The 26,645-nt window shown below is 72.0% G+C and carries 22 protein-coding genes; 5 read left to right on the forward strand and 17 right to left on the reverse strand.

Features of this window, described 5'->3' with window-relative positions; genetic code table 11:
• The 3 genes from C4V41_RS08025 to C4V41_RS08035 are packed head-to-tail and all read right to left on the reverse strand — an operon-like array spanning position 1 to position 5,661.
• Positions 1 to 885: an NAD-dependent epimerase/dehydratase family protein gene (locus tag C4V41_RS08025; RefSeq protein WP_103955119.1), complete on the reverse strand. Its 885-nt coding sequence runs from the start codon at positions 883 to 885 to the stop codon at positions 1 to 3.
• A 57-nt stretch (positions 886 to 942) separates the two neighbouring features.
• Positions 943 to 4,551, reverse strand: a complete 3,609-nt coding sequence (locus C4V41_RS08030) for an AAA family ATPase (protein ID WP_103955120.1) — start codon at positions 4,549 to 4,551, stop codon at positions 943 to 945.
• A complete protein-coding gene (locus C4V41_RS08035) occupies positions 4,552 to 5,661 on the reverse strand; it encodes an exonuclease SbcCD subunit D (RefSeq protein ID WP_103955121.1) in 1,110 nt (369 codons plus the stop codon).
• A 107-nt stretch (positions 5,662 to 5,768) separates the two neighbouring features.
• Here C4V41_RS08035 and C4V41_RS08040 point away from each other — a divergent pair, with 107 nt between their 5' ends.
• Positions 5,769 to 7,262, forward strand: coding sequence for an alpha/beta hydrolase family protein (locus C4V41_RS08040; protein ID WP_103955122.1), 1,494 nt, complete (start codon positions 5,769 to 5,771; stop codon positions 7,260 to 7,262).
• Here the strand turns inward: C4V41_RS08040 and C4V41_RS08045 are convergent.
• Entirely contained in the window at positions 7,235 to 8,176 is a 942-nt protein-coding gene (locus C4V41_RS08045; protein WP_103955123.1) for an alpha/beta hydrolase, read from the reverse strand. The genes C4V41_RS08040 and C4V41_RS08045 overlap by 28 nt on opposite strands.
• Position 8,177: 1 nt before the next feature.
• Positions 8,178 to 9,038: an enoyl-CoA hydratase-related protein gene (locus C4V41_RS08050; protein WP_103955124.1), complete on the reverse strand. Its 861-nt coding sequence runs from the start codon at positions 9,036 to 9,038 to the stop codon at positions 8,178 to 8,180.
• A 181-nt stretch (positions 9,039 to 9,219) separates the two neighbouring features.
• On the opposite strand from C4V41_RS08050, the gene C4V41_RS08055 reads away from it, so the two are divergent.
• Positions 9,220 to 10,659, forward strand: coding sequence for an LCP family protein (locus C4V41_RS08055; RefSeq protein ID WP_103955125.1), 1,440 nt, complete (start codon positions 9,220 to 9,222; stop codon positions 10,657 to 10,659).
• On the opposite strand, the gene C4V41_RS08060 is transcribed toward C4V41_RS08055, so the two are convergent.
• From C4V41_RS08060 to C4V41_RS08075, 4 genes are read right to left on the reverse strand one after another with little or no spacing between them, the layout of a single operon-like run.
• On the reverse strand, positions 10,634 to 11,587 hold the full coding sequence (locus tag C4V41_RS08060) for an asparaginase (RefSeq protein WP_103955126.1): 954 nt from the start codon (positions 11,585 to 11,587) through the stop codon (positions 10,634 to 10,636). The two genes, C4V41_RS08055 and C4V41_RS08060, sit on opposite strands and share 26 nt — an antisense overlap.
• Positions 11,580 to 12,401, reverse strand: a complete 822-nt coding sequence (locus C4V41_RS08065) for an amino acid ABC transporter permease (RefSeq protein ID WP_103955127.1) — start codon at positions 12,399 to 12,401, stop codon at positions 11,580 to 11,582. The genes C4V41_RS08060 and C4V41_RS08065 overlap by 8 nt, the downstream gene beginning before the upstream one ends.
• The gene (locus tag C4V41_RS08070) at positions 12,398 to 13,042 is read right to left on the reverse strand and encodes an amino acid ABC transporter permease (RefSeq protein ID WP_103955128.1); all 645 of its coding nucleotides are present in this window, start codon (positions 13,040 to 13,042) and stop codon (positions 12,398 to 12,400) included. Before C4V41_RS08070 ends, C4V41_RS08065 begins: the two co-directional genes overlap by 4 nt.
• Positions 13,042 to 13,950: a glutamate ABC transporter substrate-binding protein gene (locus tag C4V41_RS08075; RefSeq protein ID WP_103955129.1), complete on the reverse strand. Its 909-nt coding sequence runs from the start codon at positions 13,948 to 13,950 to the stop codon at positions 13,042 to 13,044. Before C4V41_RS08075 ends, C4V41_RS08070 begins: the two co-directional genes overlap by 1 nt.
• Before the next feature lie 107 nt (positions 13,951 to 14,057).
• Here C4V41_RS08075 and C4V41_RS08080 point away from each other — a divergent pair, with 107 nt between their 5' ends.
• Complete coding sequence (locus C4V41_RS08080; protein WP_235029971.1) at positions 14,058 to 15,206, forward strand: ROK family transcriptional regulator; 1,149 nt, start codon at positions 14,058 to 14,060, stop codon at positions 15,204 to 15,206.
• Here C4V41_RS08080 and C4V41_RS08085 read toward each other — a convergent pair.
• Positions 15,203 to 15,451 (reverse strand): DUF4190 domain-containing protein, encoded by a 249-nt coding sequence (locus tag C4V41_RS08085; protein WP_160150216.1) that lies wholly within the window; start codon positions 15,449 to 15,451, stop codon positions 15,203 to 15,205. The two genes, C4V41_RS08080 and C4V41_RS08085, sit on opposite strands and share 4 nt — an antisense overlap.
• 167 nt (positions 15,452 to 15,618) lie before the next feature.
• On the opposite strand from C4V41_RS08085, the gene C4V41_RS08090 reads away from it, so the two are divergent.
• Positions 15,619 to 15,813 (forward strand): hypothetical protein, encoded by a 195-nt coding sequence (locus C4V41_RS08090; RefSeq protein ID WP_103955131.1) that lies wholly within the window; start codon positions 15,619 to 15,621, stop codon positions 15,811 to 15,813.
• Between the two features lie 48 nt (positions 15,814 to 15,861).
• Here the strand turns inward: C4V41_RS08090 and C4V41_RS08095 are convergent, their stop codons facing one another.
• The 3 genes from C4V41_RS08095 to C4V41_RS08105 all read right to left on the reverse strand — a co-directional run bounded on the left by C4V41_RS08095 (position 15,862) and on the right by C4V41_RS08105 (position 19,073).
• Complete coding sequence (locus tag C4V41_RS08095; protein ID WP_200823830.1) at positions 15,862 to 16,866, reverse strand: enolase C-terminal domain-like protein; 1,005 nt, start codon at positions 16,864 to 16,866, stop codon at positions 15,862 to 15,864.
• 11 nt (positions 16,867 to 16,877) lie between these two features.
• Positions 16,878 to 18,260, reverse strand: a complete 1,383-nt coding sequence (locus tag C4V41_RS08100; RefSeq protein ID WP_235029972.1) for an MFS transporter — start codon at positions 18,258 to 18,260, stop codon at positions 16,878 to 16,880.
• A gap of 75 nt (positions 18,261 to 18,335) precedes the next feature.
• Complete coding sequence (locus C4V41_RS08105; RefSeq protein WP_103955133.1) at positions 18,336 to 19,073, reverse strand: TetR/AcrR family transcriptional regulator C-terminal domain-containing protein; 738 nt, start codon at positions 19,071 to 19,073, stop codon at positions 18,336 to 18,338.
• A gap of 101 nt (positions 19,074 to 19,174) precedes the next feature.
• On the opposite strand from C4V41_RS08105, the gene C4V41_RS08110 reads away from it, so the two are divergent.
• Positions 19,175 to 20,611 (forward strand): MFS transporter, encoded by a 1,437-nt coding sequence (locus C4V41_RS08110; RefSeq protein ID WP_103955134.1) that lies wholly within the window; start codon positions 19,175 to 19,177, stop codon positions 20,609 to 20,611.
• Positions 20,612 to 20,629: 18 nt separating this feature from the next.
• Here C4V41_RS08110 and C4V41_RS08115 read toward each other — a convergent pair whose 3' ends face one another.
• The 4 genes from C4V41_RS08115 to C4V41_RS08130 are packed head-to-tail and all read right to left on the reverse strand — an operon-like array spanning position 20,630 to position 26,542.
• Positions 20,630 to 21,793: a VWA domain-containing protein gene (locus C4V41_RS08115; protein WP_103955135.1), complete on the reverse strand. Its 1,164-nt coding sequence runs from the start codon at positions 21,791 to 21,793 to the stop codon at positions 20,630 to 20,632.
• The gene (locus tag C4V41_RS08120; protein WP_103955136.1) at positions 21,790 to 24,141 is read right to left on the reverse strand and encodes a DUF5682 family protein; all 2,352 of its coding nucleotides are present in this window, start codon (positions 24,139 to 24,141) and stop codon (positions 21,790 to 21,792) included. Before C4V41_RS08120 ends, C4V41_RS08115 begins: the two co-directional genes overlap by 4 nt.
• Positions 24,138 to 25,202, reverse strand: a complete 1,065-nt coding sequence (locus C4V41_RS08125; protein WP_103955137.1) for an ATP-binding protein — start codon at positions 25,200 to 25,202, stop codon at positions 24,138 to 24,140. Before C4V41_RS08125 ends, C4V41_RS08120 begins: the two co-directional genes overlap by 4 nt.
• A complete protein-coding gene (locus tag C4V41_RS08130) occupies positions 25,199 to 26,542 on the reverse strand; it encodes a DUF5691 domain-containing protein (RefSeq protein ID WP_235029973.1) in 1,344 nt (447 codons plus the stop codon). Before C4V41_RS08130 ends, C4V41_RS08125 begins: the two co-directional genes overlap by 4 nt.
• Positions 26,543 to 26,645 lie beyond the last annotated feature (103 nt).

Genomic DNA, 26,645 nt, shown 5'->3' on the forward strand with positions numbered 1-26,645 from the left:
TCACCCCTGGCGGGTGCGGCCGTTCTCGTCCAGGTAGTCGCGCCACGACCGCTTCGGGTTCCAGCCGAGCAGGCGGTGGGCCTTGGCGCACGAGATGCCGGAGGCGTCCTGGCGCGCCAGGGGCCGCAGCTCGATCTGGTCGCCGTGGTAGCGGTGCAGCATCTCGGCGAAGTCGTGCCCGCCCGCGTTGTCCGGGGAGGCGATGTAGAACACCTCGTGGCCGGGCAGCCCGGACTCGGTGGCCAGGACGATCGCGTCCGCGAGGTCGTACACGTCGATGTAGCTCCACAACCCCGCCCCCACCAGCGAGGAGTCGCGGACCTGCGGGCCGAGGTTGCGCTCGTAGTTGCCCTCGTGCTGCACCCAGCTCGGCCGCAGCGAGATGCACCTGATGTCCGAACGGCGCACCGCGGCGTCCATGAGCTGCTCGCCGAAGTGCTTGGCCAGCGCGTACGGGTCCTGCGGCCGGATCGGGTGCTCCTCGTCCACCGGCGCGTAGTCGGGCAGGAACGGCCGCTCCGGGAAGAAGAACCCGGGGACGGTCTCGCTGGAGATGTTCACGAACCTCGGGACGCCGAACCGTACCGCCGCCTCGATCATGTTGAACGTCGCCATCAGGTTGTTCTGGAACACCACCTGCGGCGGGTTCTGGCTCGGGTCGGGCAGGGCCGCGGCGTGCACCACCGCCTCGGCCCCGTGCACCACGGCGAACGCCTGCCCCGCGTCGGTCAGGTCGGCCTGCTGGTAGCGCGGGGCGTCCGGTTCGGGCCGCTCCCAGACGGGGCGCGTGAGATCGACGGCGGTCACCTCGTGACCGGCCTCGGCCAGGGCCTTGACGGCGGCCCTGCCCACCTTGCCGTGGGCTCCGGTGACGACGACGCGCATGGGGCACTCCTCGGGTTAGATCTCGGCGCGGTCCAGGGTAACGCCACCCTCCCGGGATCAACCCACCCCTACCGCCGCAAGCGTGGAGCCCGTGCGCGTCTTGGTGACCTTGAGCTGGGCCGTGATCCTGGACCGCAGCTCCGACACATGGCTGACGATGCCCACGGCCCGCCCGCCGTCGCGCAGCCCGTCCAGAATGTCCAGCACACCGTCGAGCGTGTCCTCATCGAGGGTGCCGAACCCCTCGTCCACGAACAGCGTGCCCAGCTCCGCGCCCCCCGCCTCGGCCGTGACGACGTCGGCCAGCCCCAGAGCCAGGGCCAGCGAGGTGATGAACCCCTCGCCACCGGACAACGTCGCGGGGTCACGATCGACGCCGGTCCAGCCGTCGGCCACCCGCAGCCCCAGCCCGCCGCCCGCCCTCGCCCGCGACCCGGCCGTCTTCCGCAGGTCGTGGCGTAGCAGGTAGCGGCCGCCCGACATGTGGTCGAGCCGCTCGTTGGCGGCGTCCACCACCTGCCGCAGCCGCTCGCCCAGCACGAACGACGACAGGCTCATGTTCCACTGGTTGTCGCCGGAGGTGCCGCTGGCCAGCGCCGCCATCCGCTCGGCCAGCCGGTGCCGCTCCGCCGCCGGCCGCCAGCGCTCGATGCGCGCCGTCAGCTCGCCGCACAACTCCTCCAGCCGCCGCGCCCTGGCCGCCGCCCGGTCGCGCTCGCTCGACAGCCTCGTGTACGCCTCCTCCAGCCCGTCCCGCTCACCCCTGATCCCCGCCAGATCGGGTACGGGCTCGGCCGCCGCGGCGACCAGCTCGGGATCGGCCAGCACACCGGTGACGGCGGCGTGCTCATCGTCCAGCCGCCGCAGCACCTCCGCCTTCCGCTCCCGCTCGGCCCCACTCCGGTACGCGGCCTCCGCCTCGGCCACATCTCCGAACCCGGCCTCGGCCGCCGCCTCCTCGACCACCAGCCGAGCCCTGGCCAGCTCCTCCCGGGCCGCCGTCGCCGCCTGCGTGGCCTCGACCGCCTCCCGCAGCAGCTCGGCCTCGTCACTGAGCCTGTTCAGGCGGTCGGTCAGCGTCGCGTCATCGCCCCGAGCCGCGTCCAGCCGCGCACTGAGCCGCCCGGCGTCCCCGCTCAGCTCCTCATGCCTGGTCTTGCACGCCGCCAGCCGCCCGGCCACCCGGCGTCCCCGTTCCTCCAGCTCCAGCCGCTCCCGCCCAAGCCCGGCCGCCTCTTCGGCCAGCCCGGGCTCCGCGGCGGCCGACGCCTCCAATCTCCGCACCTCCGACTCGGCCTCGGCCAGCACCGACGCCCCATCCAGCCCGAAGTCGATGCCGTCGTCATCGCCGTGCGTCCGGGCCCTGCCCCCGTCTGTGCCGGCACCGTCGAGCCCGGAACGGAGGTCGTCCATGCGAGCGCCGGTGACGTCCGTACCGGGATCCGCGCCGCCGGGCCGGTCGGCCGTGTGGGTGAGCCGGTCGTGCAGGCGGGTGCGTTCGGCTTCCAGGTGCCGGTGGTGGGTGCGGTCGGCGACGAGGGACTCGGCGATCTCCCTGGCCTGGTCTCTGACCCGTTCCCGCTCGGCCTCCACGCGGTCGAGCGCGGCGGCCAGGGCGGGCTCGCGGTCGGCCACCGCCTGCAGGCGGGCCAGTTCCTGTTCGGCCAGGAGCACGTGCGCCTCCGCCGTGTCGATGTCGAGGCCCGCGGTGGCCGCCGCCGCGTCGGCGTGGCGGGAGTCGAGTGAGGCGAGCCGGCGTTCGGCGGCCTCGCGGTCGGCCAGCGCGGCCTCGTGGGCGTTCTCGGCCTCGTGCTCGTCGTCGGCCGAAGGAGCGCTGGGGGCCGGGGAGGCGGGGTGGGGGTGGTGGTCGGAGCCGCAGACCGCGCACGGCTGTCCGTCGGTCAGGTCGCGGGCCAGCTCGGCCGCCATGCCGTCGATGCGGGCCTGGCGCAGGTCGAGCCAGCGTTCGCGCAGGTTCTGGGCGTGGTCGACGAGCACCTGGTGAGCGGCGACGGCCTCCTCCAGCTCGGCGGCCAGGGCCTCGCGCCGGTGAGTGGCCTCCAGGGCGGTCCTGGCCGCGTCGAGGCTCGCGGCCGCCGCCGGGATGGCCGCCGCCTCCGCCCGGATGCCGGCCAGCGCCGCTCCGGCGTCCGCGATCCGTCCGGGCAGCTCGGCCTCGGCCGCGGCCACCTCGGCCTCACGCTGCGCCAGCGCGTCCAGCTCCACGGCCAGCCGGGCCAGCTCACCGTCGATCTCGATCAAATGAGCGGCGGCATCGCGGACGGCCCGGGCGGCCGGAATCCGGGCGGCGTCCATCCGCGCCTCGGCCAGCCTCCCCTCGGCCTGCTCGATCAGCCCGGGCAGCACCGCCAGCCGGGCGGCGACGGCCTCGTCGGTGCGGACCAGCTCGGCCAGCTCGCTCTCCACCCGCAGCAGGTCGCGGCGTACCACCGACAGCCGGGCCTCTTCGGTGAGCAACTCGGACAGGCGCCCGATCTCGTCCTGCCGCCGCCGCTCCAACGCCGCCGGCTCCGTCACCGGCGAACCGGCATCCTCGTGCGAGGTCGCGGTCAGGAGAGGACGGGCACGGGCGAGGGCGTCGGCGGCCAGGGTGCGGGCCTTGGTGGCGGCCTCCGCTCGCTGCCTGGCGGCCGTGATGAGCGGGAGAACGCGGTCCGCTCTGGCGGCGTCGTCGAGGATCGCCTGCAGGTCGGCACGTTCGTCGGCCCGCTCGTCGAGGGTGCGGCGCAGGGTGAGGGCCTCGGCGTGGCGGCGCTGGCGGTCGGCCAGTGCGGCGGCCCGCTCGAACCGTACCCGCGCCTCACGCACCGCCTCCCCGGCCGCCGCCTGTTCCCGCTCCACCCGCACCACAACGGCCCGCGCCGCCTCCAGCAACGCCCCCGCCCAACCCAAGGGATCGGAGTCGGGCGAAAGCCCGCCAACACCCTCAGCACTCGTACAGGACGGGGCGCCGGTGGCGAGGGTTGTGGTCAGGGTGGGGCCGGCGGCTTCCTCTACGCGTTTGACCGCGAAGTCCACCTCCTGCCGCAGCTCCTGCGACTCCCGCCAAGCCAGCTTCCGGTGCTCCGCCAGCCACGACTCCGCCTGGGTGAAGACCTTGACCGTGAACAACCGTTCGAGCAGCTTGGCCCGGTCTTCGCCATCGGCCCGCAGGAACTTGGCGAAGTCGCCCTGCGGCAGCATGGCCACCTGGCAGAACTGGTCGGCGTTCATGCCGAGCAGCCCGCCCACCAGGTCGCCGGCCTCGTCCAGGCGGGTGGTCAGCCCGTGCCAGGCCGAGTCGCGCCACTCCGCGACGACGACCTTGGAGTTCTCCTGGGTGAAACCCGTCCCGCGCAGCTTGGGGCGGTGCCAGGACGGGGAACGCTGGATGCGGAATAAGCGACCCCGCAGCGACACCTCCAGGGTGACCGACGGGCCCACGGAGGGCGGGGCGTGGTCGCAGCGCAGGCTGCGGGCGCTGTTGCGCTGCCCCGGGACCTGGCCGTAGAGGGCGAAGCACAGCGCGTCGAGGATCGTGGTCTTGCCCGCGCCCGTGGGACCGTGCACGAGGAAGAGACCCGCCTCGGCCAGGGCGTCGAAGTCGACCGTCTCCGAACCGGGAAAGGATCCGAACGCCGTCAGCGAGAGCCGGTGCGGCCGCATCTACGCCATCGTCTCCTTCACCCTCGACGCCTCGATGGCCTGTCTTAGCAGGTTCTCCTCCTCAGGTGCGGCAGGCTCGCCGCGCACCTCCCTGACGAAGTCGAGCGCGACCTCCGCCTCCGGCCGCCCGTGCACACGGACGGGCGCGGCGGCGGGCAGGGCGCCCACCGGGTCGAAGGCGAGGGCGAGGGTGTGGGGGAAGCGGGCCCGGAGCCGATCCATGGCCGATTTCGGGCGGACGGTGTCGGTGAGCGTGACGTGCAGCCAGTGGTCCTCGACGCCGGCGTAGCGCGGCTGGGTGAGGAGGTCGTCGAGGTCGCCGCGCAGCCGGCCGACGGGGCGCGGGACGGGCGCCGCTACGAACTCCGTCTCCGCCCCCAGCGTCACCAGCCACGACCCCTTGACGTGACCCACCTCAGAGAACGAGTAGGCCAGCGGCGAGCCCGAATAACGCACCGTCTCCGACATGCGCTGGCGCCCGTGCAGATGCCCGAGCGCCACATAGTCGACCCCGTCGAAGGCGGACAGCGGCACGTGCGCCACCCCGCCCACGCTGATGTCGCGCTCGCTGTCGCTCGCCTGCCCTCCGGTCACGAAGCAGTGGGACAGCACCACCGAGGCGCGGTGCCGTACGGCATCGGCCCTGATGCGCGTCATCGCGTGCGTGATCGCGGCGGTGTGGCCGCGGTCGGGCAGCTCCCAGGCGGCCCGCACCAGCTCCGGCTCCAGGTAGGGGATGCCGTAGAAGGCCACGCCGTCGACCAGCACCGGCTCCCACGACTGGCCGGGCGAGGTGCGCACGTGCACCCCGGCCGCCTCGAACAGGCCGGAGCCGAACCGCAGCCGCAGCGCCGAGTCGTGGTTGCCGCTGATCAGCACCACCCGGGCCCCGGCCGCGCGCAGCCGCGCGAGCGCGTCGTCGAGCAGCGCCACCGCGTCCACCGGCGGCAGCGCCCGGTCGTAGACGTCGCCCGCGACCGCCACCACGTCGACCCGCTCGGCCCGCACCGTCTCCACCAGGTGGTCGACGAACGCCGCCTGCCCGGCGAGCAGGCTCTCCCGGTGGAAGGAGCGCCCGAGATGCCAGTCGGAGGTGTGCAGGATGCGCATGTCCCAGGAAGCTAACAGCTCCCACCGACAAATGCGGTCGCTCCTGTCCCACCCGCCAGGAGTAGGCTGGAAGATCGGCGGGCAAACCAACGCACATGGGGAGGCCAATGCGCACTGGCCGTGGCACTCTGAGCGTCGCTGCCGGTCTGGCGCTGGTGGCACTCGCGTCGGTCGGTTACGTGCTGCCTCCCGCGTTCGACCCGCCGCCGCTCAAGGCCGACCCCGCGTTCCAGTCCGTCCCGGCGCAACCGGCCGCCGAGCTCAAGCCGGTGGTGGCGGCCGACCCCATCCGCCGCGAGGAGATCTCGCTCCCCGCGGAGGGCCAGCGCCTGGAGGGAACGCTCCGGATGCCGCTCACGCACGGCCGCCATCCGGCGATGGTGTTCGTGTCGGGGTCGGGCAACGGCTCACGCACGGAGTTCACGCCGCAGGCGGAGTTCCTGGCCAAGGCGGGCATCGCGACGATCGCGTTCGACAAGCGCACGGTCGGCTACAACTTCCGCGAACGCGACTTCGGGCTGCTCGCCGACGACGCGCTGCGGATGGTGGAATACCTGCGCACCCGTCCCGAGGTCGACCCCGGGCGCGTCGGGGTGTGGGGCGTCAGCGAGGGCGGCTGGGTGGTGCCGATCGCGGCGGCCAAGAGCTCGGGCGTCGGCTACATCGTGCTGGTGTCCTCGCCGAACGTCTCACCGCTGCGCCAGGTCGCCTGGGCGCTGAACGAGCAGTTGCTGCGGCTGCACGCCCCCGCCGGCTCCCGCGACCTGCTCACCAGGGCGATGGGCGGGGTCGGCTTCAACTTCCTGCGCTACGACGCCATGCCCGCGCTGGAGCAGATCAAGCAGCCCGTCCTGGCGTTCTACGGCACCACCGACCCCTCGATCCCCTTCGTCGAGTCCACCCAGGCGCTCGTCAAGGGGCTCGACAAGGCGGGCAACGACAAGTACACGATCCGTTTCATGGCCAACGGCGACCACGCCATGCGGGTCCACGGCGGCGAGTTCACCAAGGGCTATTTAGAAACGCTCGCCAACTGGATCAGCGGCCTGCCGGGCACGGCCAAGCCCGCGGTGCACATGGCGGGCGCCACCCCGGTCCAGCGGTTCGAGGCCAGCGACGTGCCCGCCGCCCCCTGGTACGCCGGCGGCACCATGCTCGGCCTGACCATCTGCCTGGCCGCCGTCGGCTACGTGGCCGGCCCGGTCGCGGCCATGGTCGTACGCCTGCGCCGCCGCCGTCCCACCCCCGCCGAGACCAACGCCCGCCTCTGGCCGCCGATCCGGCGGAGAATGACCAGGATGGCCTGGACCAGCCTCGGCCTGCTGGTGTCGGTGGTGGCGTTCATCACGCTGCTGGTGCTGTTCTCGGTCAACCAGGCGGGCGCGTGGCCCGCCGTGCTGGCCGGCTGGCTCGTCATCCGCCTGCTGGCCGTGCTCATGCTGATCCAGGAGGTCACGGCCGTGGCCGCGTTCGTGTCGGCGCTGCGCGAGGGCCTGCAGCCGAGCAGGTGGCAGCACGTGACGGTCGCGGGCGTGCTCGGCGGCACGGGGCTGCTGATGGTGGCGGCGGCCTACTACGGGCTGTTCTCCTTCCCCTGGTGAATGAAGGCGGCCATCCAGCGGTCCACTTCGGCGAACACTTGCTTGCGCGCGGGCTCCGCCGACAACACCAGATCGTGTACGCCGTCCGCGATCCGCACACACGTCACGTGCGGCCCCACCGAGGTGGACCAGCGGGCGATGTGACGCGGGTCGAGCACGATGTCGGCCGAGCGCGCCTCCGGGACGAAGTCGCGTACCCGAAGCCCGTTCGTGGAGGCGAGCACCAGCACCGGCACGTCCACCGCCAGCCCCGCGTGCAGCCGCCGCTGCGCCCGGCGGATGGCGGCCAGCCACATGGCGTGCACCGAGAAGCCGCGCAGGGGCTTGAGCTCCAGGTCGTAGTCCCATTCGCCCTGCTCGGTGCGGTGCAGCGTCCGCCCGTACACGGTGCTGACGCCCAGCGGCAGCGCCCGGCGCGTGTACGACAGCGGCGTCCGCAGCAGATCGGCGGCCAGCCGCAGCGGCGTGGGCACATTGAGGTCGAAGAACGGGCTGTTGAGCACGAGCCCCTGCACCAGGCCCCGGCCACGGACCCGGTCGGCCCACAGAGGGGCGATCAGGCCGCCGGTCGAGTGGGCGTTGATCGTCAGCTCGTCGTGGTCGCTCCGGATGATCCGGACCGCCTCGTCGATCTCCGGGAAGTAGTCGGTGACGCTCCTGATCAGGCCCCTGGTCTGGTGCGGCAGCAGCGAACGGCCGTATTTGCGCAGATCGAGGGCGTAGAAGTCGATGCCGCGCTGGACGTAGTGCTCGGCCAGGTGGTCCTGGAAGAAGTAGTCGGTGAACCCGTGCAGATAGAGCACCGCCCGGCGGGAGGCGGCCCCTTCGACGGGCTGGGCCTTCCTGCACACCAGCGTGGCGACGACCTGGCCCTCGAAGTCGTCGGGCAGGGGGAGCACGGTGATCTCGTACATGCTAGACACCATAAGGATCGTCGGGCCACGACGGCACACCGGGCGGCAGGTCCTTGCTCACCTTCATCGGGAAGGCGGCCCGCCGCTTGTCCAGGAACGCCGTCACGCCCTCCACCGTGTCGGGAGCGCCGCCCAGCTCGGCCATGAGGCGTGAGTCGGCCGCGTGCGCCTCCCACGGCGAGGCCGCCGACAGGCCGGACCACATCAGGCGGCGGATGGCGGCCACGGAGACGGCCGAGGTGTTGTCGGCGATCTCGCGGGCCAGCGCGTACGCGGCCGGCAGCAGCTCATCCGGAGCGTGGACGCGCGAGACCAGCCGCCCTTCGAGCGCCTCCGAGGCGGGGAACACCCGGCCGGTCGCCGCCCACTCCATCGCCTGGGCGATGCCCACGATCCGGGGCAGGAACCAGCTCGACGCCGCCTCGGTGACGATCCCGCGCCGCGCGAACACGAACCCGAACGTCGCCGTCTCGGAGGCGAGCCTGACGTCCATCGGCAGCGTCATCGTCACGCCCACGCCCACGGCGGGGCCGTTGATCGCGCCGATGACCGGTTTGAGCGAGCGGGCGATGCGCAGCGCCACCGTGCCGCCGCCGTCGCGGGGCGCCCCGTCCACGGTCTCACCCCCGTCCCGGAGGCCGAACGTGCCACCGCCGCCGCCCAGGTCCGCTCCCGCGCAGAAGGCCCGGCCGGCGCCCGTCACCACCACCGCGCGCACGTCATCGTCGGCATCGGCCTGGTCAAAAGCCTCGATCAACTCTCCGCGCATCGTAAAGGTGAACGCGTTGAGCCGCTCGGGGCGCTTCAATGTGACGGTGGCGATGCGATCGGTCACCCCGTACTCGATCTCCGAGAAAGCCATGCCCCGAATCTTATTCGGTTACTGATGTTCACCCTCTGATTGCAACAGATTTCGTATTTGCTCCGTAGGCTGCCGCCTCTATCGAGCGGGCTCGGCGACCAACGGCGGCCCGCATTCGGCGGGCCGCCGCAGACAACGCGTTCAGCGTCTACGGTGGAACACACGGGGAAGCGGGGAAGGCGTGCGGCAGCCAAGGGAACCAGTCAGCGCCGGAGCGGTCCTCGGGTGGCTGGTGCTGGCGGCACTCGCCCCCGGGGCCGCCCACCTGCGCGCCGGATGGCGCAAGACCGGCCTGGTCCTGCTCTCCCTCTACGCCGCCGCCCTGCTGGCGCTGCTCGCCGTCTACCTCGTCACGGAGACCGACAACCTCCTGGGCTCACTGACCGACAACTTCTGGCTGACGGTCGTCATCATCGGCGCCGGCGTGCTCGGACTGGCCTGGTTCGCCCTGATCGTGCACTCCTTCGTCGTCCTGCGGCCCGGCCGGCTGCCGCAGAGCGGGCAGATCCTCACCGGCACACTCGCCGGCCTGCTCGCCGTCGTCGTCGTGATCCCGTTCGGATTCGTCGGGCAGTTCGCCTATACCTCCCAGAGCACGCTCAACGGCATCTTCGCCCAAGACCCCGCCGACGACTCCCCCACCGCCGCCCAGCCCAAGCCAGAAGACCCCTGGGCCGGCCGCGACCGCGTCAACATCCTGCTCCTCGGCGGCGACGCCGACGACCACAGAACCGGCGTACGCACCGACAGCATGAACCTGGCCAGCATCGACGTGAAAACAGGCGGCACCGTCCTGTTCAGCCTCCCGCGCAACCTGGAGGACGTCCGCTTCCGCCCCGGCACCCCCATGGCCAAACGCTTCCCCACCGGCTTCCGCCTCCCGCCCGACCCCGGCGGCGGCCGCAGCGACCTGCTCAACAGCGTCTGGGAGTACGCCGACGCCCACCCCGAGATCTTCGGCGGCAAGCAGAAACAGGGCCCCAAAGTCCTCATGGACACGATCGGCTACACCCTCGGCGTCAAGGTCGACTGGTACGCCCTGGTCAACATGTGGGGCTTCGCCCGCCTCATCGACGCCATCGGCGGCGTCACGCTCACCGTCGAACAGGACGTCGTCTTCGGCCGCTACAACGAGGGCCTGGTCAAGGCCGGCACCCGCAAGCTCAAGGGCGCCGACGCCATGTGGTACGCCCGCTCCCGCACCTACAGCGACGACTACACCCGCATGCGCCGCCAGCGGTGCGTCCTCGGCGCCATCCTCGACCAGGCCGACCCGGCCACCGTGCTGACCAGGTTCAACCAGATCGCGCTGGCCACCAAAGAGCTGATCAGGACCGACATCCCCCGGCCCATGCTCAGGCACCTCGTCCCCCTGGCGCTCAAGGTCAAGAACGCCAAGGTCGCCAGCGTGCAGTTCGTACCGCCGCTGATCAACACCGGCTACCCCGACTGGGACAAGATCCGCGACGTCGCCGCCAAGGCCATCCGCGACTCGGCCGGCAAGACCGTCGCCGCCACCGCCAGCCCCGCCAGCCCTTCTCCGACGAAGTCCCCCAAGAAGAAGAAACAGGAGACCGACGACCCCACCAAGGGCCTCACGGACGGCTGCGGCGCACTCTGATCTCCCCCACCGGCACCCCGCCGCCGAGCACCGCCACCCGCTCGAACGCCGCCGCCCCGCCCACGTCACAGCCCATCCGGCGCAGCACGTCCAGCGCGATGACCGTCGTCGCGCGCGGGCTGCCGTCGATCACCTTCACCGCCACCGAATGCCCCGACGCCAGCGCCACCACCAGCACACCCTCCGCGCCGCCCTTCGCCACCGCGCCCGGCAGCGCCCGCATCAGCTCGGTGTTCTGGTGGCCCGTCCCGCCCACGTACTCGGGATGCGCGCGCATCGCGTCGGCGACCTGACGCGGCGCGCTGCCCGGCGCCGCCAGCACCAGACCTTGCACCGCCCGCGCCAGCCCCGTCAGCGACAACCCGAACAGCGGCGCCCCGCACCCGTCCACCGCCACGTGCGCGGCCTTCTCCCCCGCCAGCTCCTCGGTCACCGAACCCACCCACACCTGCAGCGGATGCTCCGGCGACAGGTAGCCCGGCACGTCCCAGCCGTTCGCCACACACGCCGCCAGCATGGCCGCGTGCTTACCCGAGCAGTTCATGTGCTCACGCGAGACGCCCAGACCCCGCCGGACCAGCTCCTCCATCGAGCCCCGATCCTCCGGCCACGACGGCGGGCAGGCCAGCGCGCCGACATCGAGGCCGTAGTCGGCCAGCAGCTCGCGCACCAGCTCCACGTGGAAGTCCTCGCCCGTGTGACTGCCCGCCGCGATCGCCAGCCGCGGCCCCGCCAGGGCCGCACCCGCCGTCAGGCAGGCCAGCGCCTGGAACGGCTTCGCCGACGAGCGCGGCAGCACCGGCGCGTCCACCCCGCCGAGCGCCACCTCGATCCGCCCCGAAGGGCCCAGCCCGACGGCACTGCCGTAGTGGACGCTCTCCACGAACCCCGAGCGGACCACCTCGGCCAGCGTGGCGAGTTCAAGCACGAGCGGTTCTCCATCTGAGCGTGACGGGCTGACGGGCCTCCAGCGTGCGCGCCAGCTTGGACAACGACGCGTTGACCACCAGATAGATCAGCGCGACCACCAGGTACGTCTGAATCAGCAGGCCGTTGTAGGCGGCCAGCACCTTGCCGCTGTAGAGCAACTCCCCATAACTGACCACGAAACCGAGCGAGGTGTCCTTCAGCAGGCCCACCGACTGGCTCACGATCGACGGCAGCACCCTGCGGGCCGCCTGCGGCAGCACTACCAGCCGCATCGTCTGAAAACGCGTCAGACCGACCGCCAGCCCCGCCTCCGTCTGACCGCGCTCCACCGCGTTCACGCCCGCCCGGAAGATCTCCGCGTACGCCGCCGCGTTCGACACCGTCAGCGGCACCACCAGCTTCCAGAACAGCGGCAGATCCAGCCCATAACGCGGCAACGCGAACAACACCACGTACACCAGCAACAGCGCCGGAATCGTCCGCACGACCTCCACGTACGCCGCCGCCGGCCGGCTCACCCACGCCCGCGGCGACATCCGACCCAGCGCCAAGGCCAAACCCAGCGCCATCGACAACGCCGCCGCCACGACCGCCGCCAGAAACGTCGACCACAGCCCGTCCAGCAGATAACGCCACATCGGCCACGTCGCGTACGGCTGCCAGCGCGCCGCGTCGAGCTGCCCATTGGCCGCGAACTGCCGCACCGCCAGCACCACCAGCGCCACCGCCGCCAGCGCCCCCGCCACCGTCGCGACCCGGACCCGCCGCCTGGCCTTCGGCCCCGGCTCGTCGAACAACGCCGTACTCGTCATCGCAGGATCACCAGCCTGCGCTCCAGACGCCCCGTGACGAACCCCGCCGCCGCCGCGATCAGCGCATACGCCACACCAGCACCCACGAAGATCGGAATGGGCTGCGCCTCCACCAGGTTCACCCGGTTCGCCGCCGCCGTCAGATCCACCACACCCACCGCCGCCGCCAGAGCCGTGTTCATCGCCGTCGCGATGAAGATGTTGCCGATCGGCTGCACCACCGTCCGCAGCGCCTGCGGCAGAATCACATGCCGCAACGACTGGCCGAACGTCAGCCCGATCGCCCGCGCCGCCTCACCCTGCCCCTTCGACACCGAGTTCACGCCGGAACGCAGCGCCTCGGCGACGTAGGCGGCCTCGTACACCGCGATCACCACAATGGCCGTCACCAGCGGCGGCGCCTGCAACCCGATCTCCGGCAGACCGAAGAACGCCAGCACCAGCAGCACCAGCAACGGCAGATTCTGGAACGTCTCCACATACGCCGTGCCGATCGCCCGCAGCACCCGCACCGGCGCCACCCGCAGCGCGCACACCAGCATCCCCAGCACCGCCGCGCCCGCGAACGACGCGGCGGTGAGCTGGAACGTCACGATCAGGCCCTGCCACAACTCCGGCAGGTGCTCCAGCAGTACGGACATCAGGACCCCGGCACGGAACCGATCCGCGGCGGCACCGGAGCCTCACCGGCCACCACCGTGCCGATGGACTTCTTCCAGATGTCCTGCCACACCCCGGCGTCCTGGGTCTTCTTCAGCCAGTCGTTGACGAACTTCTTCATCTGGTCGTCACCGTGCTTGAGCCCGATCCCGTACGGATCCTCCGTGAACGGCTTCGTCACGATCTCGATCGACGGGTCCTTCTTGGCGTCCGCGATCAGAATCGTCTCATCCTGCACGTACGCCACCCCCCGATCCTGCTTCAGCGCCTGAATGCACTCCGGGTCACTGCCGAACGTGAGGATCTCCGCCTGCGGCGCCAGCTTCTTGATCGCCGGAATGGCCGGCGTGTTCGCACCCGCCAGCACCTTCTTACCGTTCAGGTCCTCCGGCTTGGCGATGCCCGTCGTCCCCTTCTTGACCGCGATCGACAGACCCGAGGTGTAGTACGGCCCCGCGAACGCCACCTGCTTCGCGCGCTCCTCGGTGATCGTGTACGTCTGGAAGACCACATCCACGGTCCCGTTGGCGAGCAGCGCCTCCCGCGTCTCCGACGCCGAGTTGACGATCTTCACCTTGGGCTCGCCCAGAATGTACTTCGCCAGCGCCTTGCCCATCTCCGCGTCGAACCCCTCGACCTGACCGGTCACCGGGTTCTGCTGCGAGAGCAGCGGCGCGTCCAGCGAGCCGCCCACCAGAAGCTCGCCCCGCTGCTTGATCTTCTCCATGGTGGAACCCGGCAGGATCTCGGCCGCCGTCGCGACCGGCGCCTTGGCCAGCACGTCGGGGCCGCTGCTCTGGGACGCACCCGGCACGGCGGGGCTGCTCGCCTCACCGCAGGCCGTCAGGGCTAACAGGGAGACGGCGGCGACGGCGACAAACCTCTTCATGAACAGCTCACTTCCTTCGATTTCGAAGATAAGCCGGACCGTAGTGCTAAATTTCGTAGCAAGTCAATACGTTGTCGGCCTAAGTCTGACCATGGTAGGTATCTGACATGAACCAGCGGCTGCCCGTGCAGGGGGCACAGGGCGACCTGCTGCGACTCGTCGCCACCGGAAAGGCCGAGTCCCGAGCCGACCTCGCCCGCTTATCGGGCCTGGCGGCCTCCAGCGTCTCACTCCGCGTCGAAGAACTCATCGACGCCGGCCTCCTCGCCCAAGAGGGCTCCGGCACCTCCCGAGGCGGCCGCCGCCCCCGCCGCCTGCGCCTGTCCCCCACCGCCGGCGTCCTCGCCGTCGCCGACCTTGGCTCCCACCACGTCCGCCTCGGCCTCCTCGACCTCAGCGGCACCCCCCTCGTCATCGAGGAACGCCCCTGCGAGATCGCCGACGGCCCCCGCCGCACCCTCGACCACCTCGCCGACGCCTTCGACGACCTCCTCGCCGAACACGTCCCCGCCGGCACCCCCCTCCGAGGCGTCGGCACCGGCATCCCCGGCCCCGTCGACCCCGCCACCCGCCGCGTCGTCACCCCCTCCCGCATGCCCGGCTGGAACGACTTCCCCGTCGCCGAACACCTCGCCGGCCGCTACGACCTGCCCGTCCTCGTCGAGAACGACGCCAACCTGATGGCCGCCGGCGAGGCTCGATGGTGGCCCGGCAGCCAGAACCTCATGGTCGTCAAAGCCGGCACGGGCATCGGCTGCGGCGTCATCGTCAACGGCCACCTGCACCGGGGCCGCGGCGCGGCCGGCGACATCAGCCACGTACGCGTCCGCTCCGACTCCTCGATCCTGTGCGCCTGCGGCCACCCCGACTGCCTGGAGGCCTACGCCAGCGGCGCCGCCCTCATGGCGGCCCTCACCGAGGCGGGCCTCAAGGTCACCCGCCCCGCCGACATCGTCACCCTGGTCAACGACGCCATCCCCGAGGCCACCAGCCTGGTACGCAACGCGGGCCGCCGCATGGGCGAAGTCCTCACGGTGCTGGTGAACTTCTTCAACCCCGACGTGATCGCGGTCGGCGGCAGCCTGTCGGCGGCCGAGCCGCTGCTCACCTCGATCAGGGCCGCGGTCTGGGAACGCTGCCTGCCGCTGGCGACCCGGGATCTGGAGATAGCCCCGGCCCGCGCGGGCCGGAACGCCGCCCTCCAAGGGGCGGGGGCGCTCCTACTGGAGGCTGCCCTTTACGATGTAGATCACTAAAAGACGTCCGCGAAGGCGAAGACGATCACATAAAAGGCGATGCCCACGTAGCCGACCGCCACGGCCGCGACGGACACGTCCCGGCCCCTGCCGCCGGGCTGTTTCGAGCACCAGTAGGCCACGTGCCCCAGGCCGACTCCGGCGATGCTCGGGATGGCCATCGTGACCAGCCCCAGGACCGAGAGGATCAGGGCGACGACCGCCAGACGTCCTTGCAGGGCGGGACTGTGCGTCTTGAGATCCATACACTCTCTCCGTTGAGGGGTATCGGATCTTGGATTATCGCCTCCCCGCCGGAGACCGTCCATCGCCTGACGGAAGCGTAAAGAACCCGCCTTGCCCCTGTGGCGGACCCGGCGGCGGCCGAGCCGGCCATGTTCTCCTGGGGTTTCCGCAACTCAGGAGGTACGCCATGCGCCGTCGCGCTCATCTGTTCGCCACCGCCGCCCTGGTCACCGCGCTCGTGGCCTCGGCCTCCCCGACGAGTGGCCTGCTGGACCGCGTGCACAACGTCCGGGACGCCGTCATCGGGGCGGGCGAGCGCTTCTACGGCCTGTCGGACATCCTCACGGGCGTGAACCTGCACTACGACTCGCTGCCGTTCTAGGCTTCTCAGAGTCCCTCGGGTGGCCACGGCCGCCCGAGGGGAGCCCGTTCAGACGCGGAACGACTCCTTGGCCAGCCGGCGCAGCCGCGTCTCGTCGATGTCGTGCCCCAGCCCCGACTGCGTGAGCGGCACCGCGACGACGCCCGCGTTCGCCCCCACGATCGGGGTCACGATCTGGTTCTGGCGCGGCGGCTGCGTGACGTCGCACGGCAGGGTGCAGCCCGGCAGGCTGGCGATGGCCACGGTGGCCGCCCTGGCCAGCCCCGCCCCCTGGCCGCCCGCGCACTGGATGTCCCAGCCCGCCGCCGCGGCCCGGTCGTGCGCGCGCCTGGCCTCCGACAGCGACGGGAACGCGGAGGGCCGCAGCAGCAGCACGCGCGCCGCCCGCAACGTCAGGTAGTCGTCCAGCTCGGCCGTGGACCCGGCCTCGACCGCGACCGACGCGGACACCTGGTCCTGCAGGGAGGCGTGGGAGTAGGTGTCGGCCACCGGGAACGGCCGCTCGATGACCTCCAGGCCGTAGGAGTCGAGCGCGACGAGCTGGCCGAGGTCGGTGTAGGCGTTGCCGCAGTCGACGGCCAGGGTCAGCGCCGGGTACGCCGCGCGCACCGCCCGCACCGGCTCCACGTCCCATCCGGGCCGCACGTCCAGCGTGACGTGCCCGTAGCCGGCGCAGACCTGCTGGTTGACCCGGCTCACCAGGCTCTCCACGGACGGATCGGGAGTCAGCCGCACGGTGGCGATGAGCGAGGTGCGGGTGCCGCCGATCGCCTCCGCGAGCGGCACCCCGCGCATCCTGGTCCACAGGTCCCAGCAGGCCATGTCGACCGCCTGGTCGTCGCCCGGCACCGCGTCGGGGTGCTCCCAGTCGACCCCGATCAGCAGCGCGGCCAGCGTCTCTTCGAGCCTGGACCAGGTCTTCGGCGCCGGCGAGGTCGCCTCGCCCCAGCCCGTCATGCCGCCGTCGTCGGTGAGCTTCACGAGCAGGCTCTCCGACCTCCTGCCATGAGGCAGGACCAGCCGGAAAACCTCAAGCTCCCGCACTCGCGGCATGTACTCCCCTTTTAGGACGCGGTTTCTTCCATAGTGCCCGCTGCGGGGGAGTGCACAAAACGCGGGGCCAGGATGAACGCCAGGACGGCCAGCGCGGCGGTGAAGGCGAGACCCGCCACGTAGCTTCCTCCGGCGGCGGTGAACAGGGCGCCGCTGATCGCGACGGCGAGCACGGTGAACACCGACTCCCCGACGCCGACGGCCGCGCTGTTGTTGCCCTCCTCGCCCTCCTTGGACATCTCCAGCACCAGGACGGACACCGTGGGGTGCAGCGCGCCGATGCCGAGCCCGCCGAGGGCCATGGCCACGTACGCGACCGCCAGCGGCATGGCGTCGACCAGCACGAGCGTCACCAGCGAGATGCCGACGGCGATCAGGGCGGCGCCGCCGCGGATGGCCGCCATGTTGCCGATCATGCCGCGTCCCTTGACCCACGAGCCGGCGGACCAGCCGAGCGCCCCGATGGTCAGGACGACGCCGGCGCCGGTGGCGGTCAGGCCGCGCTCGTTCATGAGCATGAGCGGGATGAACACCTCGGCCGCCGTGTACGAGCCGAAGGCCAGGCCGCGCAGCACGGGCGCGGTCGGCAGGCCGCGGGCGGCCCTGAGCGAGCCGGGCAGCAGCAGCTTGGGCAGGGCCACGACCAGCAGGACGACCCCGGCCGCGAGCAGGGGCAGGCCGGCGAGCTTGAGCGCGCTGCCGTACTGGATCAGGGCGGCGGCCACGGCGGTCAGCGTGGCCCAGACGAGCTTGCGGCCGAGGCCGGGGGCGGGCTCGGCGATGCCGCTCTCGGCCGACCTGCCCATGGTGCCGCGCCAGAGCAGCAGCGCCGACGGGATGACGATGAAGGTGACGCCGAGGAAGATCCACCGCCAGTGCGAGTTCTCGACCACGAAACCGGCGATCGCGGGGCCGACCATGGAGGGCACCACCCAGGCCGCCGAGAACAGGGCGAACACCTTGGGGTGCATCGAACCCGGGTAGACCCGGGCGACCAGCACGTACAGCGCGACCTGGGTCAGTCCGATCCCGAGCCCCTGCACGAACCGGCCCGCCACGAACACCTCCATGTTCGGCGCGAACCCGGCCAGCAGCAGCCCGGTCACGAACGTGACCACGCCGGCGCCGATCGGCTGGAGCGGCCCCCGTACGTCGCTCCACCGCCCGCCCAGCACCGTCGCGATCACGCTGGCCGCCAAGGTGGCGCTGAAGGCCAGGTTGTACAGAGGCATGCCGTTCAGGTCGCGGGCCACCACGGGCATCGCCGTGGCGACCGCCATCGCCTCGAAGGCCAGCAGCGTGACCAGCGCCACCAGCCCGACGCTGAGCGCGCGGTACTGCGGGGCCACCACGCTGACCGGGGGCGTCGTCGTTTCTTCAGCAGTCGTCGTCATACCGGCAAGCTATGGTGATCCCCGGCCGGGCACATCGGGCGCGGGGCCTAGGCAATTAGCCCTAAGGCGCGCGTGCTACCGGGCCCGCATGCGGGCCTCGATGCCGTCGAGCAGCAGGTCGAGGCCGTAGCGGAAGCGTTCTTCGCCGTCGGCGTCGATGAGGTCGTCCACGTGGCCGCTGACGTGCGGGAACCGGTCTCGCGGCAGCGCGCGGTAGTAGGCGGCAATCTGGCCGATGAACGACTCGAAGTATTCCCTCCTGTCGGTCAGGCCGGCCGCGCGCATCCGGGCGTAGTGCAGGGAGCCCTCGTAGGCGTCGCCGACGAGGTACAGCGACAGGCGGTCCATCGCCAGGGACGCCTCCCGTGGCGGCATGCCGGCCTCGATCAGCAGCCCGAAGACCCATTCGCCGGCGCGGACGGAGTTCTCCCCCGTGGGAATGGTGGCGAGCGCCGCCCTGGCCACGTCGGCGTGGGCGGCCAGGACGCGGTGCATCTCCGTGGCGTATGTGCGCAGTTGCTCCTTCCAGTGGGCCGGATCGCGCTCGGGCAGCCGGATCTCGCCGAGCACGCGGTCGTAGATCAGTTCGAGCAGCTCGTCCTTGCCGGCCACGTGCGCGTACAGCGAGGCGGGGCCCGTGTCGAGCTCCTGGGCCACCCGTCTCATGCTCAGCGCGTCGAGCCCTTCGGCGTCGAGGATCCGCATCCCGGTCTCGATGACGAGCTCCTGGCTGAGTTGCCGCTTGAGCTGCGCCGGCCGCCGCGACCTGCGCCACGGGGGCGGGGGCACGTCCTCGTCCTTGCGATCTGCCATACGAACACTGTACTTGACACGAACATCGTTCGTCACCTAAAAACGGTGTTCGTAACGAACGCTGTTCGTTGCCTAGAACGTCGTTATTCCGAGGAGTTCCCATGAGTGTTACCGCCTCCGCGGAGGTGACCGCGGTCCAGCCCTATCGCCATCGCTGGATCGCCCTGTTCGTGATCCTGGCCGCCGAGGTCATGGACCTGCTCGACGCCCTCGTGACCACCATCGCCGCCCCCACGATCCAGCGGGAGCTGGGCGGCTCCGACAGCCTCGTGCAGTGGCTCGGCGCCGGCTACACCCTCGCCATGGCCATCGGGCTGATCACCGGCGGACGGCTGGGCGACCTGTACGGCAGGAAGCGCATGTTCGTGATCGGCGCCATCGGCTTCACCACCGCCTCCCTGCTGTGCGGCGTGGCCGTCACCCCCGAGATGCTGATCGGCAGCCGGGTGCTCCAGGGCCTGTTCGGCGCCGTGATGATCCCGCAAGGGCTGGGCCTGATCAAGGAGATGTTCCCGCCGCGGGAGCTGGGCAAGGCGTTCGGCATGTTCGGCCCGGTCATGACGATCTCGTCCGTCGGCGGGCCCGTCCTGGCCGGCTGGCTGGTCGACGCCGACTTCTTCGGTACGGGCTGGCGCATGATCTTCCTGATCAACCTGCCGATCGGTCTGGCCGCCATCCTGGCCGCGCTGCGCTTCCTGCCCGAATACCGCCTCTCGAACGCCACCAGGCTCGACCTCCCCGGCGTGGCCCTCGTCTCGGTGGCCTCGTTCCTGCTGATCTTCCCGCTCATCCAGGGCCGCGAGCTGGGCTGGCCGGTGTGGACGTTCGTCTCCATGGCGGCCTCGATCGTGATGTTCGCCGTGTTCGGCCGCTACGAGGCGCGCCGGGCCAGGTCGGGCAGGGACCCGCTGGTCACGCCCGGCCTGTTCCGCAAGCGGGCCTTCACCGGCGGTCTCGTGGCCGGGCTGGCGTTCTTCTCCGGCATGATGGGCTTCGGCCTGGTCTTCAACCTCTACACCCAGCTCGGCCTGGGCTTCACGCCGCTACAGGCCGGCCTCGCGGGCCTGCCACAGGCGATCGGCGGCGTGGCGGGCTTCGCGCTGGCCATGTCGGGGCTCCAGGAGCGGCTGGGCCGCGGCCTGCTGCAGATCGGCACCATCGTCATGGCGGCGGGCGCGGCCGTGCTCGCCCTGACCATCCACCTGGCCGGGCTCGACGTCGGCGCCTGGCAGCTCGCCCCCGGGCTCGGGCTCGTCGGCATCGGGATGGGGCTGACCATGGCGCCGTTCTTCGACATCGTGCTGGCCGGGGTCGAGCCGCACGAGTCCGGTTCGGCCTCCGGCACGATGACGGCGGTGCAGCAGCTCGGCGGCGCGCTCGGCACCGCCGTGCTCGGCACGCTGTTCTTCAACCTGCTCGCCGGCCGGTGGGGGTTCGGGGCGTCGATGCAGGTCACGGTGTGGGTGGAGGTGGGGTTGCTGGCGTTGACGTTCGCGCTGTCGTACCTGCTGCCGCGCCGCGCCCGGCCCTCGGATTGAGCCGGCGTTGATGCGCGGTCAGACGTCCGTGCGGCGCTCGGCCCAGCGGGCGATGTCGCGCCGCTCGATCGCGGCTGCCATCAGGTCGGGGAAGGCGTCGGGCGTGCACGCGAACGCGGGTACGCCCAGGGCGGCCAGCGCGGCGGCGTTCTCGTGGTCGTAGAACGGCGCGCCCTCGTCGGACAGGGCGAGCAGCACGATCACCTGGACGCCGGCCTCCTTCATCGCCGCCACCCTGCGCAGCATCTCCTGCCGGACGCCGCCCTCGTACAGGTCGCTGATCAGGATGAAGATCGAGTCGGCCGGTCTGGTGATGAGGCCCTGGCCGTAGGCGATGGCCCGGTTGATGTCGGTGCCACCGCCGAGCTGGGTGCCGAACAGCAGCTCCACCGGGTCGTGCAACTGGTCGGTGAGGTCCACCACCGCCGTGTCGAACACCACGAGCGACGTCTTCAGCGACCGCATCGACGCCAGCACCGCGCCGAACACGCTCGAATAGACCACCGAGGCCGCCATCGACCCGCTCTGGTCGATGCACAGCACCACCTCGCGCTGCACCGACCGCTGCCGGCGGGCGTAGCCGACCAGCCGCGACGGGACGACGGTGTTCTTCTCGGGCAGGTAGTTCTTGAGGTTCACCCGGATCGTCCGGTCCCAGTCGATGTCGGCCACCCGCTTGGGACGGTGCGTCCTCGCCGAGCGGTCGAGCGCCCCCGTCACGGCCGCCCTGGTCTTCTGGGCCAGGCGGCGCTCCAGCTCCTCGACGACCCTGCGCACCAGGGCCCTGGCCGACTCGCGGGCCTGGTCGGGCATGACCTTGTTGAGCGCCAGCAGGGTGCCGACCAGGTGCACGTCGGGCTCCACGGCCTCGAGCATCTCGGGTTCGAGGAGCAGCCTGGTGAGGTTGAGCCGCTCGATCGCGTCCTTCTGCATGACCTGGACGACGGTGGAGGGGAAGTAGGTACGGATGTCGCCCAGCCAGCGGGCCACCCTCGGGGCGGACGCGCCCAGCCCGCCCTCCCTGGCCTGCCCCCGGCCCTGCTCCGGGCCCTGGTCGTAGACGGCGGCCAGGGCGGCGTCCATCCGCGCGTCGAGGCCCTCCAGACCGCAGCCGGTGCCGTCGGCCTCTCCCCCGCCGAGCACCAGCCGCCACCGCCGCAACCGCTCGTCCGCCGCGCTCATTCCGCCGCCTTTCCGATGATCGACAGGACGGTGGCCACGGCCGCCGCCGCGCGCCGCTCGTCCACGTCCTGTTCCCGCGCCCCTTCGTCCCGGCCGGCCGAGCGCAGCCGCTGGCCGATGGCCCGGCGCTCCGGCGCGGCGAAGGCGCCGAACGTACGGCGGAGCAGCGGGAGCACGTCGGTGAACTGGTCGCCGGACAGCCCGGTGAGCCAGCCGTCCACCAGGGCGAGCAGGCGCGGGTCGTGCACCAGCAGCAGCCCGCCACCGGCCAGGAACCCCTCGACCCAGGCCGCCGCCCTGGCCGGGACCTGTCCTCTGGACATGGCCCTGGACATGCGGGCGGCGGGGTCGTCGAGCTCGCCCGCGTCCAGCAGGATCCTGGTGAGCCGTCCCTCGATCAGCCCGTGCAGGTCCTGCCGGTCGCTGATGCCCCGCAGGGTGACCAGCCACCGACTCCGCGGCGACACCCCACCGGCAGCGGTCTCCGAGGCCGGGGCGTCGGTGGTCGCCGGGGCGTCGGCGCGTTCCACGACCGCGCCGGTGGTCGCCGGGGCGTCGGTGAGGAGGGCGACGGCCGAGTGGACGGCGTCCACGTGTTTGAGCAGGTCCGCCGCCGCGTCGTCGTCGAGGCCGGTCACGGCCACCGGCAGCCCGACGCAGATCCGGTCCAGCATCGAGCGGACGATCACCGCCAGCCCCTCCGCCGGGGTGCCGCGCACGTCGCCGTACCGGTGCGCCCGCACCATCGCCGGCAGCGCCGCCATCAGGTGGGTGACGTCGGTGTCCAGCGCCGCCTTGGCCGACAGCGCCGCCAGGACGCCGGGCAGCGCCTCCGGGAGATCGGCCAGCAGGCACTGCTCCACCAGCGACGTCAGATCGGCCAGCGACACCGCCTCCGCCGCCCCCGTCCCACCGCCGGCCAGGTCTATGGCTCGCCGGGCGGCGGCCGCGACCACCGTGGTGCCCAGGGCGGCGTGCTCGATCAGCCCGAGGTCGTACTCGGGCCGCCACTGCAACGTCCAGGTCTCCCGGAATGTGCCCTTCCCGCGCGCCTGCCCCGGCGTCCCCCAGTCCACGCCGAGCAGCCGCAGCCGGTGCAGCAGGTGGCTGCGGTCGAGGTCGAGGGGCTTGCGCAGGTCGAGGTCGATCTCCCGGTCGAGCGCCTCGGGCTTGAGCTTCAGCCGCCGCTGCTGGTCGCGCAGGTCCCGCTGCAGCGGCACCATCGGCGTGCCGTCGCCGACGTGGCCGAGCCGGTCGCCGACGACCATGCGCCGCTGGATGAGCTCCACGGCCAGGTCGTCGCCCTCGCACAGCACGGCCCTGGCCGCCTCGGTGACCTCACCGAGCCCGGCCAGCGGGCGGCCGCGAAGGGTGGCCAGGCTGTCCGCGAGCCGTACGGACTCGATGACGTGCGCGGACGACACCGCCAGCCCCTCGTCCCGCAGCACCGCCGCGGCCTCGGCCAGCCACCGCTCCACGGGCCGGTCGGGCGCCTCGAACAGGTGGTGGTACCAGCCCGGCGAGGTGATCCCCGCGCCGTACCCGCTCCACGAGGCCAGCCGCCCGTACGTCCACGGCACCCACGTCAGCTCGGCCTTCACCTTCGGCAGGCCGCGCAGCAGCGCGTTGTCGGCCGTCACCGGCGGCAGGGGCCCGGTCAGCGCGGGCACGTGCCAGGCCCCGCAGATCACCGCGATCCGGCCGTAGCCCTGCTTGAGGGTGGCGCGGAGGGTTTTACGCATGTACGCCTCGCGCCTGGCCTCCCGGGCGTCCGGTTCGTGGCCTTCGCGTACGGCGGCCATGGCCTCGGCGATCGCCTCGAACGGGGTGTCGCCCCGGTGCTCGACGACGTCCTCCCACCAGCGCTCCGGATCGTCATATCCGGCGGCCGCCGCCAGCGCCCCAATGGGATCGACCCGCAACAGCCCTTCGCCTCCACCAGGCCCCCCGGAGCCGTCGGCGTCGTCACCACCACCAGGCCCATCAGGCCCGCCGGACGCGCCCGGGTCATCGGGGCCATCGTCGCCATCCGGGTCTTCGGCCAGGGAATGGGCGGCGGGCAGGTCGCAGAAGCGCACGGGGATACCGGCCGCAGTCCCGTACAGGATGGCCTGCCATTCAGGCGAGAACGCCGCGAACGGCCAGAACGCGGCGCGGGCCGGCGCCCCCGGCACGTGGGCGAGCAGCGCGACCGGCGGCTCCAGACCGGGGGCGTGCCCGACGAGCGCGTCGGCCTCCGGCGGGCCCTCGATGAGGATGGCGTCGGGGCGCAGGCGTTCGAGCTCCCGCCGCACGGCGCGGGCCGAGCCGGGGCCGTGGTGGCGTACGCCGAGGACGGAGACGCTCATGACACCTCGCGGCAGGCGCGGTAGAAGTCGCGCCAGTCCGAACGCTCGCGGACCACGGTCTCCAGGTATTCGCGCCACACCACCCGGTCCGACACCGGCTCCTGCACCACCGCGCCCACGATCCCGGCGGCCACGTCGGACGGCCGCAGCACCCCGTCGCCGAAGTGGGCCGCCAGTGCGATGCCGCTGGTCAGCACCGAGATGGCCTCGGCCGTGGACAGGGTGCCGCTCGGCGACTTGACCTTCGTGCGCCCGTCCTCGGTGACGCCGGTGCGCAGCTCCCTGAACACCGTCACCACCCGGCGGATCTCCGCCATCCCCGTCGAGGTCTCGGGCAGTTCCAGGGCGCGGCCGAGCTGGGTGACGCGGCGGGCGACGATGTCCACCTCCTCCTCGGCGGTGGCGGGCACCGGCAGCACGACCGTGTTGAAGCGGCGGCGCAGCGCGCTGGACAGCTCGTTGACGCCCCGGTCGCGGTCGTTGGCCGTGGCGATCACGTTGAAGCCGCGCTCGGCCTGGACCTCGCGGTTGAGCTCGGGGATCGGCAGGGTCTTCTCCGACAGTACGGTGATCAGGGCGTCCTGGACGTCGGACGGCATGCGGGTGAGCTCCTCGACGCGGGCGATCCGGCCCTCGGCCATGGCGCGCATCACGGGCGAGGGGGTCAGCGCCTCGAAGGACGGGCCCTCGGCGAGCAGGCGGGCGTAGTTCCAGCCGTACCGGATGGCCTCCTCGGCCGTGCCGGCGGTGCCCTGGACGAGCAGCGTCGAGTCGCCGCTGACGGCGGCGGCCAGGTGCTCCGACAGCCACGTCTTCGCGGTGCCGGGCACGCCGAGCAACAGCAGCGCGCGGTCGGTGGCCAGGGTGGCGACGGCGACCTCGACGATGCGCCGCGCGCCCACGTATTTGGGGGTGACGCGGTCGCCGTCGCCCAGGATGTACGTGGTCACGGCCCACGGCGACAACTTCCAGCCCGGCGGCCGCGACCGGTCGTCGTCCTTGGACAGGAGGGCCAGCTCTTCGGCGTACTGGTCTTCCGCGTGCGGGCGCAGAACGGTCATCGGGACAGCTCCTTGTACATGTCGGCTCGGAAACGCAGCAGGGCGGCCACCTGCTGGATGGACTCGACCGGCGAATAGCTCTCGGCGAGGGGGAACAGGGCGGGGTCGATGTGCTCGCCCGCCAGCTTGACCAGCTCGCCGAGGTTCCACGGCTGCGTGGTGGCCACCTTCACGATCTTGTGCAGGACGGCCGTGGCCAGGCCCTCGCGCCAGTGGGACGAGACGCCGCCGAGCACCATGATCAACTGGCTGTCCAGGTCGTGCTTCCGTACGAATCCGGCCGCGAGCTCCTGCTGCTCGGCGGGCGGGAGCGAGTCGAGCAGGTCCGCGATCGGGTCCCAGCCGAACATCGCCCGCGCCCACTCCGGGTTCTTCTGCAGTACGGCGGCGCGTACCCAGGCCGCCTTCACTTCGTCGTCCCAGTCGGGGATCTTCATCGCGAGCAGCCGGGCGGGCGGCAGACCCCACACTGAGAGCGGGGCGCGCGCGATGATCTGCTGCAGCCACCAGGCGCGCTCACCGGCGCCCCGGGGCGGCTTGGCGCGCACACCGTCACGTTCCATCGCCTTGTCGCAGGCCGGGGGCGCCTCGATGGCGATGATGTCCCCCTTCACCGTCACGCAGGCGCGCAGCCGCTCGGCCATGCGCTGGGCCAGGCGCGAATCGGGCAGGCGGGTGAGCAGGTTGGCGGCGGCCTGCCGCACCTCGCGGCGGCGGTCGTCGAGCGCCTGCTCGAGAAACGACTCGTCCTCCATCCCGAGTCCGTCCTTCAGCACCTGGACGAACTCCGCGCGATCGTCGGGCCCCTCGCGCTCCCACGTACTCTCCAGCAGCCGCCGCGCCTCGGCCGGGTCGGCGGCCCTGAGCGCGCGCAGGTGCGCCAGCCGGTCGGCGGGGCCGCCCAGCTCCCACGTCTCGCCCGTGGGCTCCTCCAGGAGGAATCCCCAGGCGGGGTTGAGCCCGGCCAGCCAGCGGCCGCGGTGCCCGGCCAGCACCCCGAGGTGCACCCGGATCGAACGGTCGCGCCGGCCGTGTTCAAGCAGGTCGGGCAGCACGTACGGGGGCACGCGCCGGCCGGTGGCGGCGGCCGCGGCCAGCCATTCGGGGATCAGCCGCTCGTGCTCACCGGCCAGCATCCTGCCCAGACGCTCGCCGGCCGGCCTGCCCACGGCCTGACGCTCCTCCTCGGGCACCGGCTCCCGGCCGGTCACCTCCGCCACCCGCCGCCCCGCCCGCCGCCGCGCCACCTCAACGGCGGCCACCTCAAGCAGGTCACCTTGGTACGGCCGCCGATCGGTCCCCACGAGCGCCGTCGACGCCAACTCCTCCCAGCCACTCACAACCCCACCCCCACTCTCTCCTCCCGACCGGCCACAGAACCCACCACGACCGCCCCCTCACCCTCCCAGCCGACACCGCGACCCACGACCGCCCAGGCGCCCT

Origin of the sequence: Nonomuraea solani (assembly GCF_900108335.1) — a bacterium.
Lineage (GTDB): Bacteria > Actinomycetota > Actinomycetes > Streptosporangiales > Streptosporangiaceae > Nonomuraea > Nonomuraea solani.

Excerpts from the sequence above, each read along its gene's own strand:
- C4V41_RS08090 (WP_103955131.1), top strand. The coding sequence starts at position 15,619 with ATGCGCCGTCGCGCTCATCTGTTCGCCACCGCCGCCCTGGTCACCGCG.
- C4V41_RS08040 (WP_103955122.1), top strand. The coding sequence starts at position 5,769 with ATGCGCACTGGCCGTGGCACTCTGAGCGTCGCTGCCGGTCTGGCGCTG.
- C4V41_RS08095 (WP_200823830.1), bottom strand. The coding sequence starts at position 16,866 with ATGCCGCGAGTGCGGGAGCTTGAGGTTTTCCGGCTGGTCCTGCCTCAT.
- C4V41_RS08035 (WP_103955121.1), bottom strand. The coding sequence starts at position 5,661 with ATGCGCATCCTGCACACCTCCGACTGGCATCTCGGGCGCTCCTTCCAC.
- C4V41_RS08045 (WP_103955123.1), bottom strand. The coding sequence starts at position 8,176 with ATGTACGAGATCACCGTGCTCCCCCTGCCCGACGACTTCGAGGGCCAG.
- C4V41_RS08110 (WP_103955134.1), top strand. The coding sequence starts at position 19,175 with ATGAGTGTTACCGCCTCCGCGGAGGTGACCGCGGTCCAGCCCTATCGC.
- C4V41_RS08070 (WP_103955128.1), bottom strand. The coding sequence starts at position 13,042 with ATGTCCGTACTGCTGGAGCACCTGCCGGAGTTGTGGCAGGGCCTGATC.
- C4V41_RS08115 (WP_103955135.1), bottom strand. The coding sequence starts at position 21,793 with ATGAGCGCGGCGGACGAGCGGTTGCGGCGGTGGCGGCTGGTGCTCGGC.
- C4V41_RS08120 (WP_103955136.1), bottom strand. The coding sequence starts at position 24,141 with ATGAGCGTCTCCGTCCTCGGCGTACGCCACCACGGCCCCGGCTCGGCC.
- C4V41_RS08105 (WP_103955133.1), bottom strand. The coding sequence starts at position 19,073 with ATGGCAGATCGCAAGGACGAGGACGTGCCCCCGCCCCCGTGGCGCAGG.
- C4V41_RS08050 (WP_103955124.1), bottom strand. The coding sequence starts at position 9,038 with ATGGCTTTCTCGGAGATCGAGTACGGGGTGACCGATCGCATCGCCACC.
- C4V41_RS08100 (WP_235029972.1), bottom strand. The coding sequence starts at position 18,260 with ATGACGACGACTGCTGAAGAAACGACGACGCCCCCGGTCAGCGTGGTG.
- C4V41_RS08025 (WP_103955119.1), bottom strand. The coding sequence starts at position 885 with ATGCGCGTCGTCGTCACCGGAGCCCACGGCAAGGTGGGCAGGGCCGCC.
- C4V41_RS08080 (WP_235029971.1), top strand. The coding sequence starts at position 14,058 with ATGAACCAGCGGCTGCCCGTGCAGGGGGCACAGGGCGACCTGCTGCGA.
- C4V41_RS08065 (WP_103955127.1), bottom strand. The coding sequence starts at position 12,401 with ATGACGAGTACGGCGTTGTTCGACGAGCCGGGGCCGAAGGCCAGGCGG.
- C4V41_RS08075 (WP_103955129.1), bottom strand. The coding sequence starts at position 13,950 with ATGAAGAGGTTTGTCGCCGTCGCCGCCGTCTCCCTGTTAGCCCTGACG.
- C4V41_RS08125 (WP_103955137.1), bottom strand. The coding sequence starts at position 25,202 with ATGACCGTTCTGCGCCCGCACGCGGAAGACCAGTACGCCGAAGAGCTG.
- C4V41_RS08085 (WP_160150216.1), bottom strand. The coding sequence starts at position 15,451 with ATGGATCTCAAGACGCACAGTCCCGCCCTGCAAGGACGTCTGGCGGTC.
- C4V41_RS08030 (WP_103955120.1), bottom strand. The coding sequence starts at position 4,551 with ATGCGGCCGCACCGGCTCTCGCTGACGGCGTTCGGATCCTTTCCCGGT.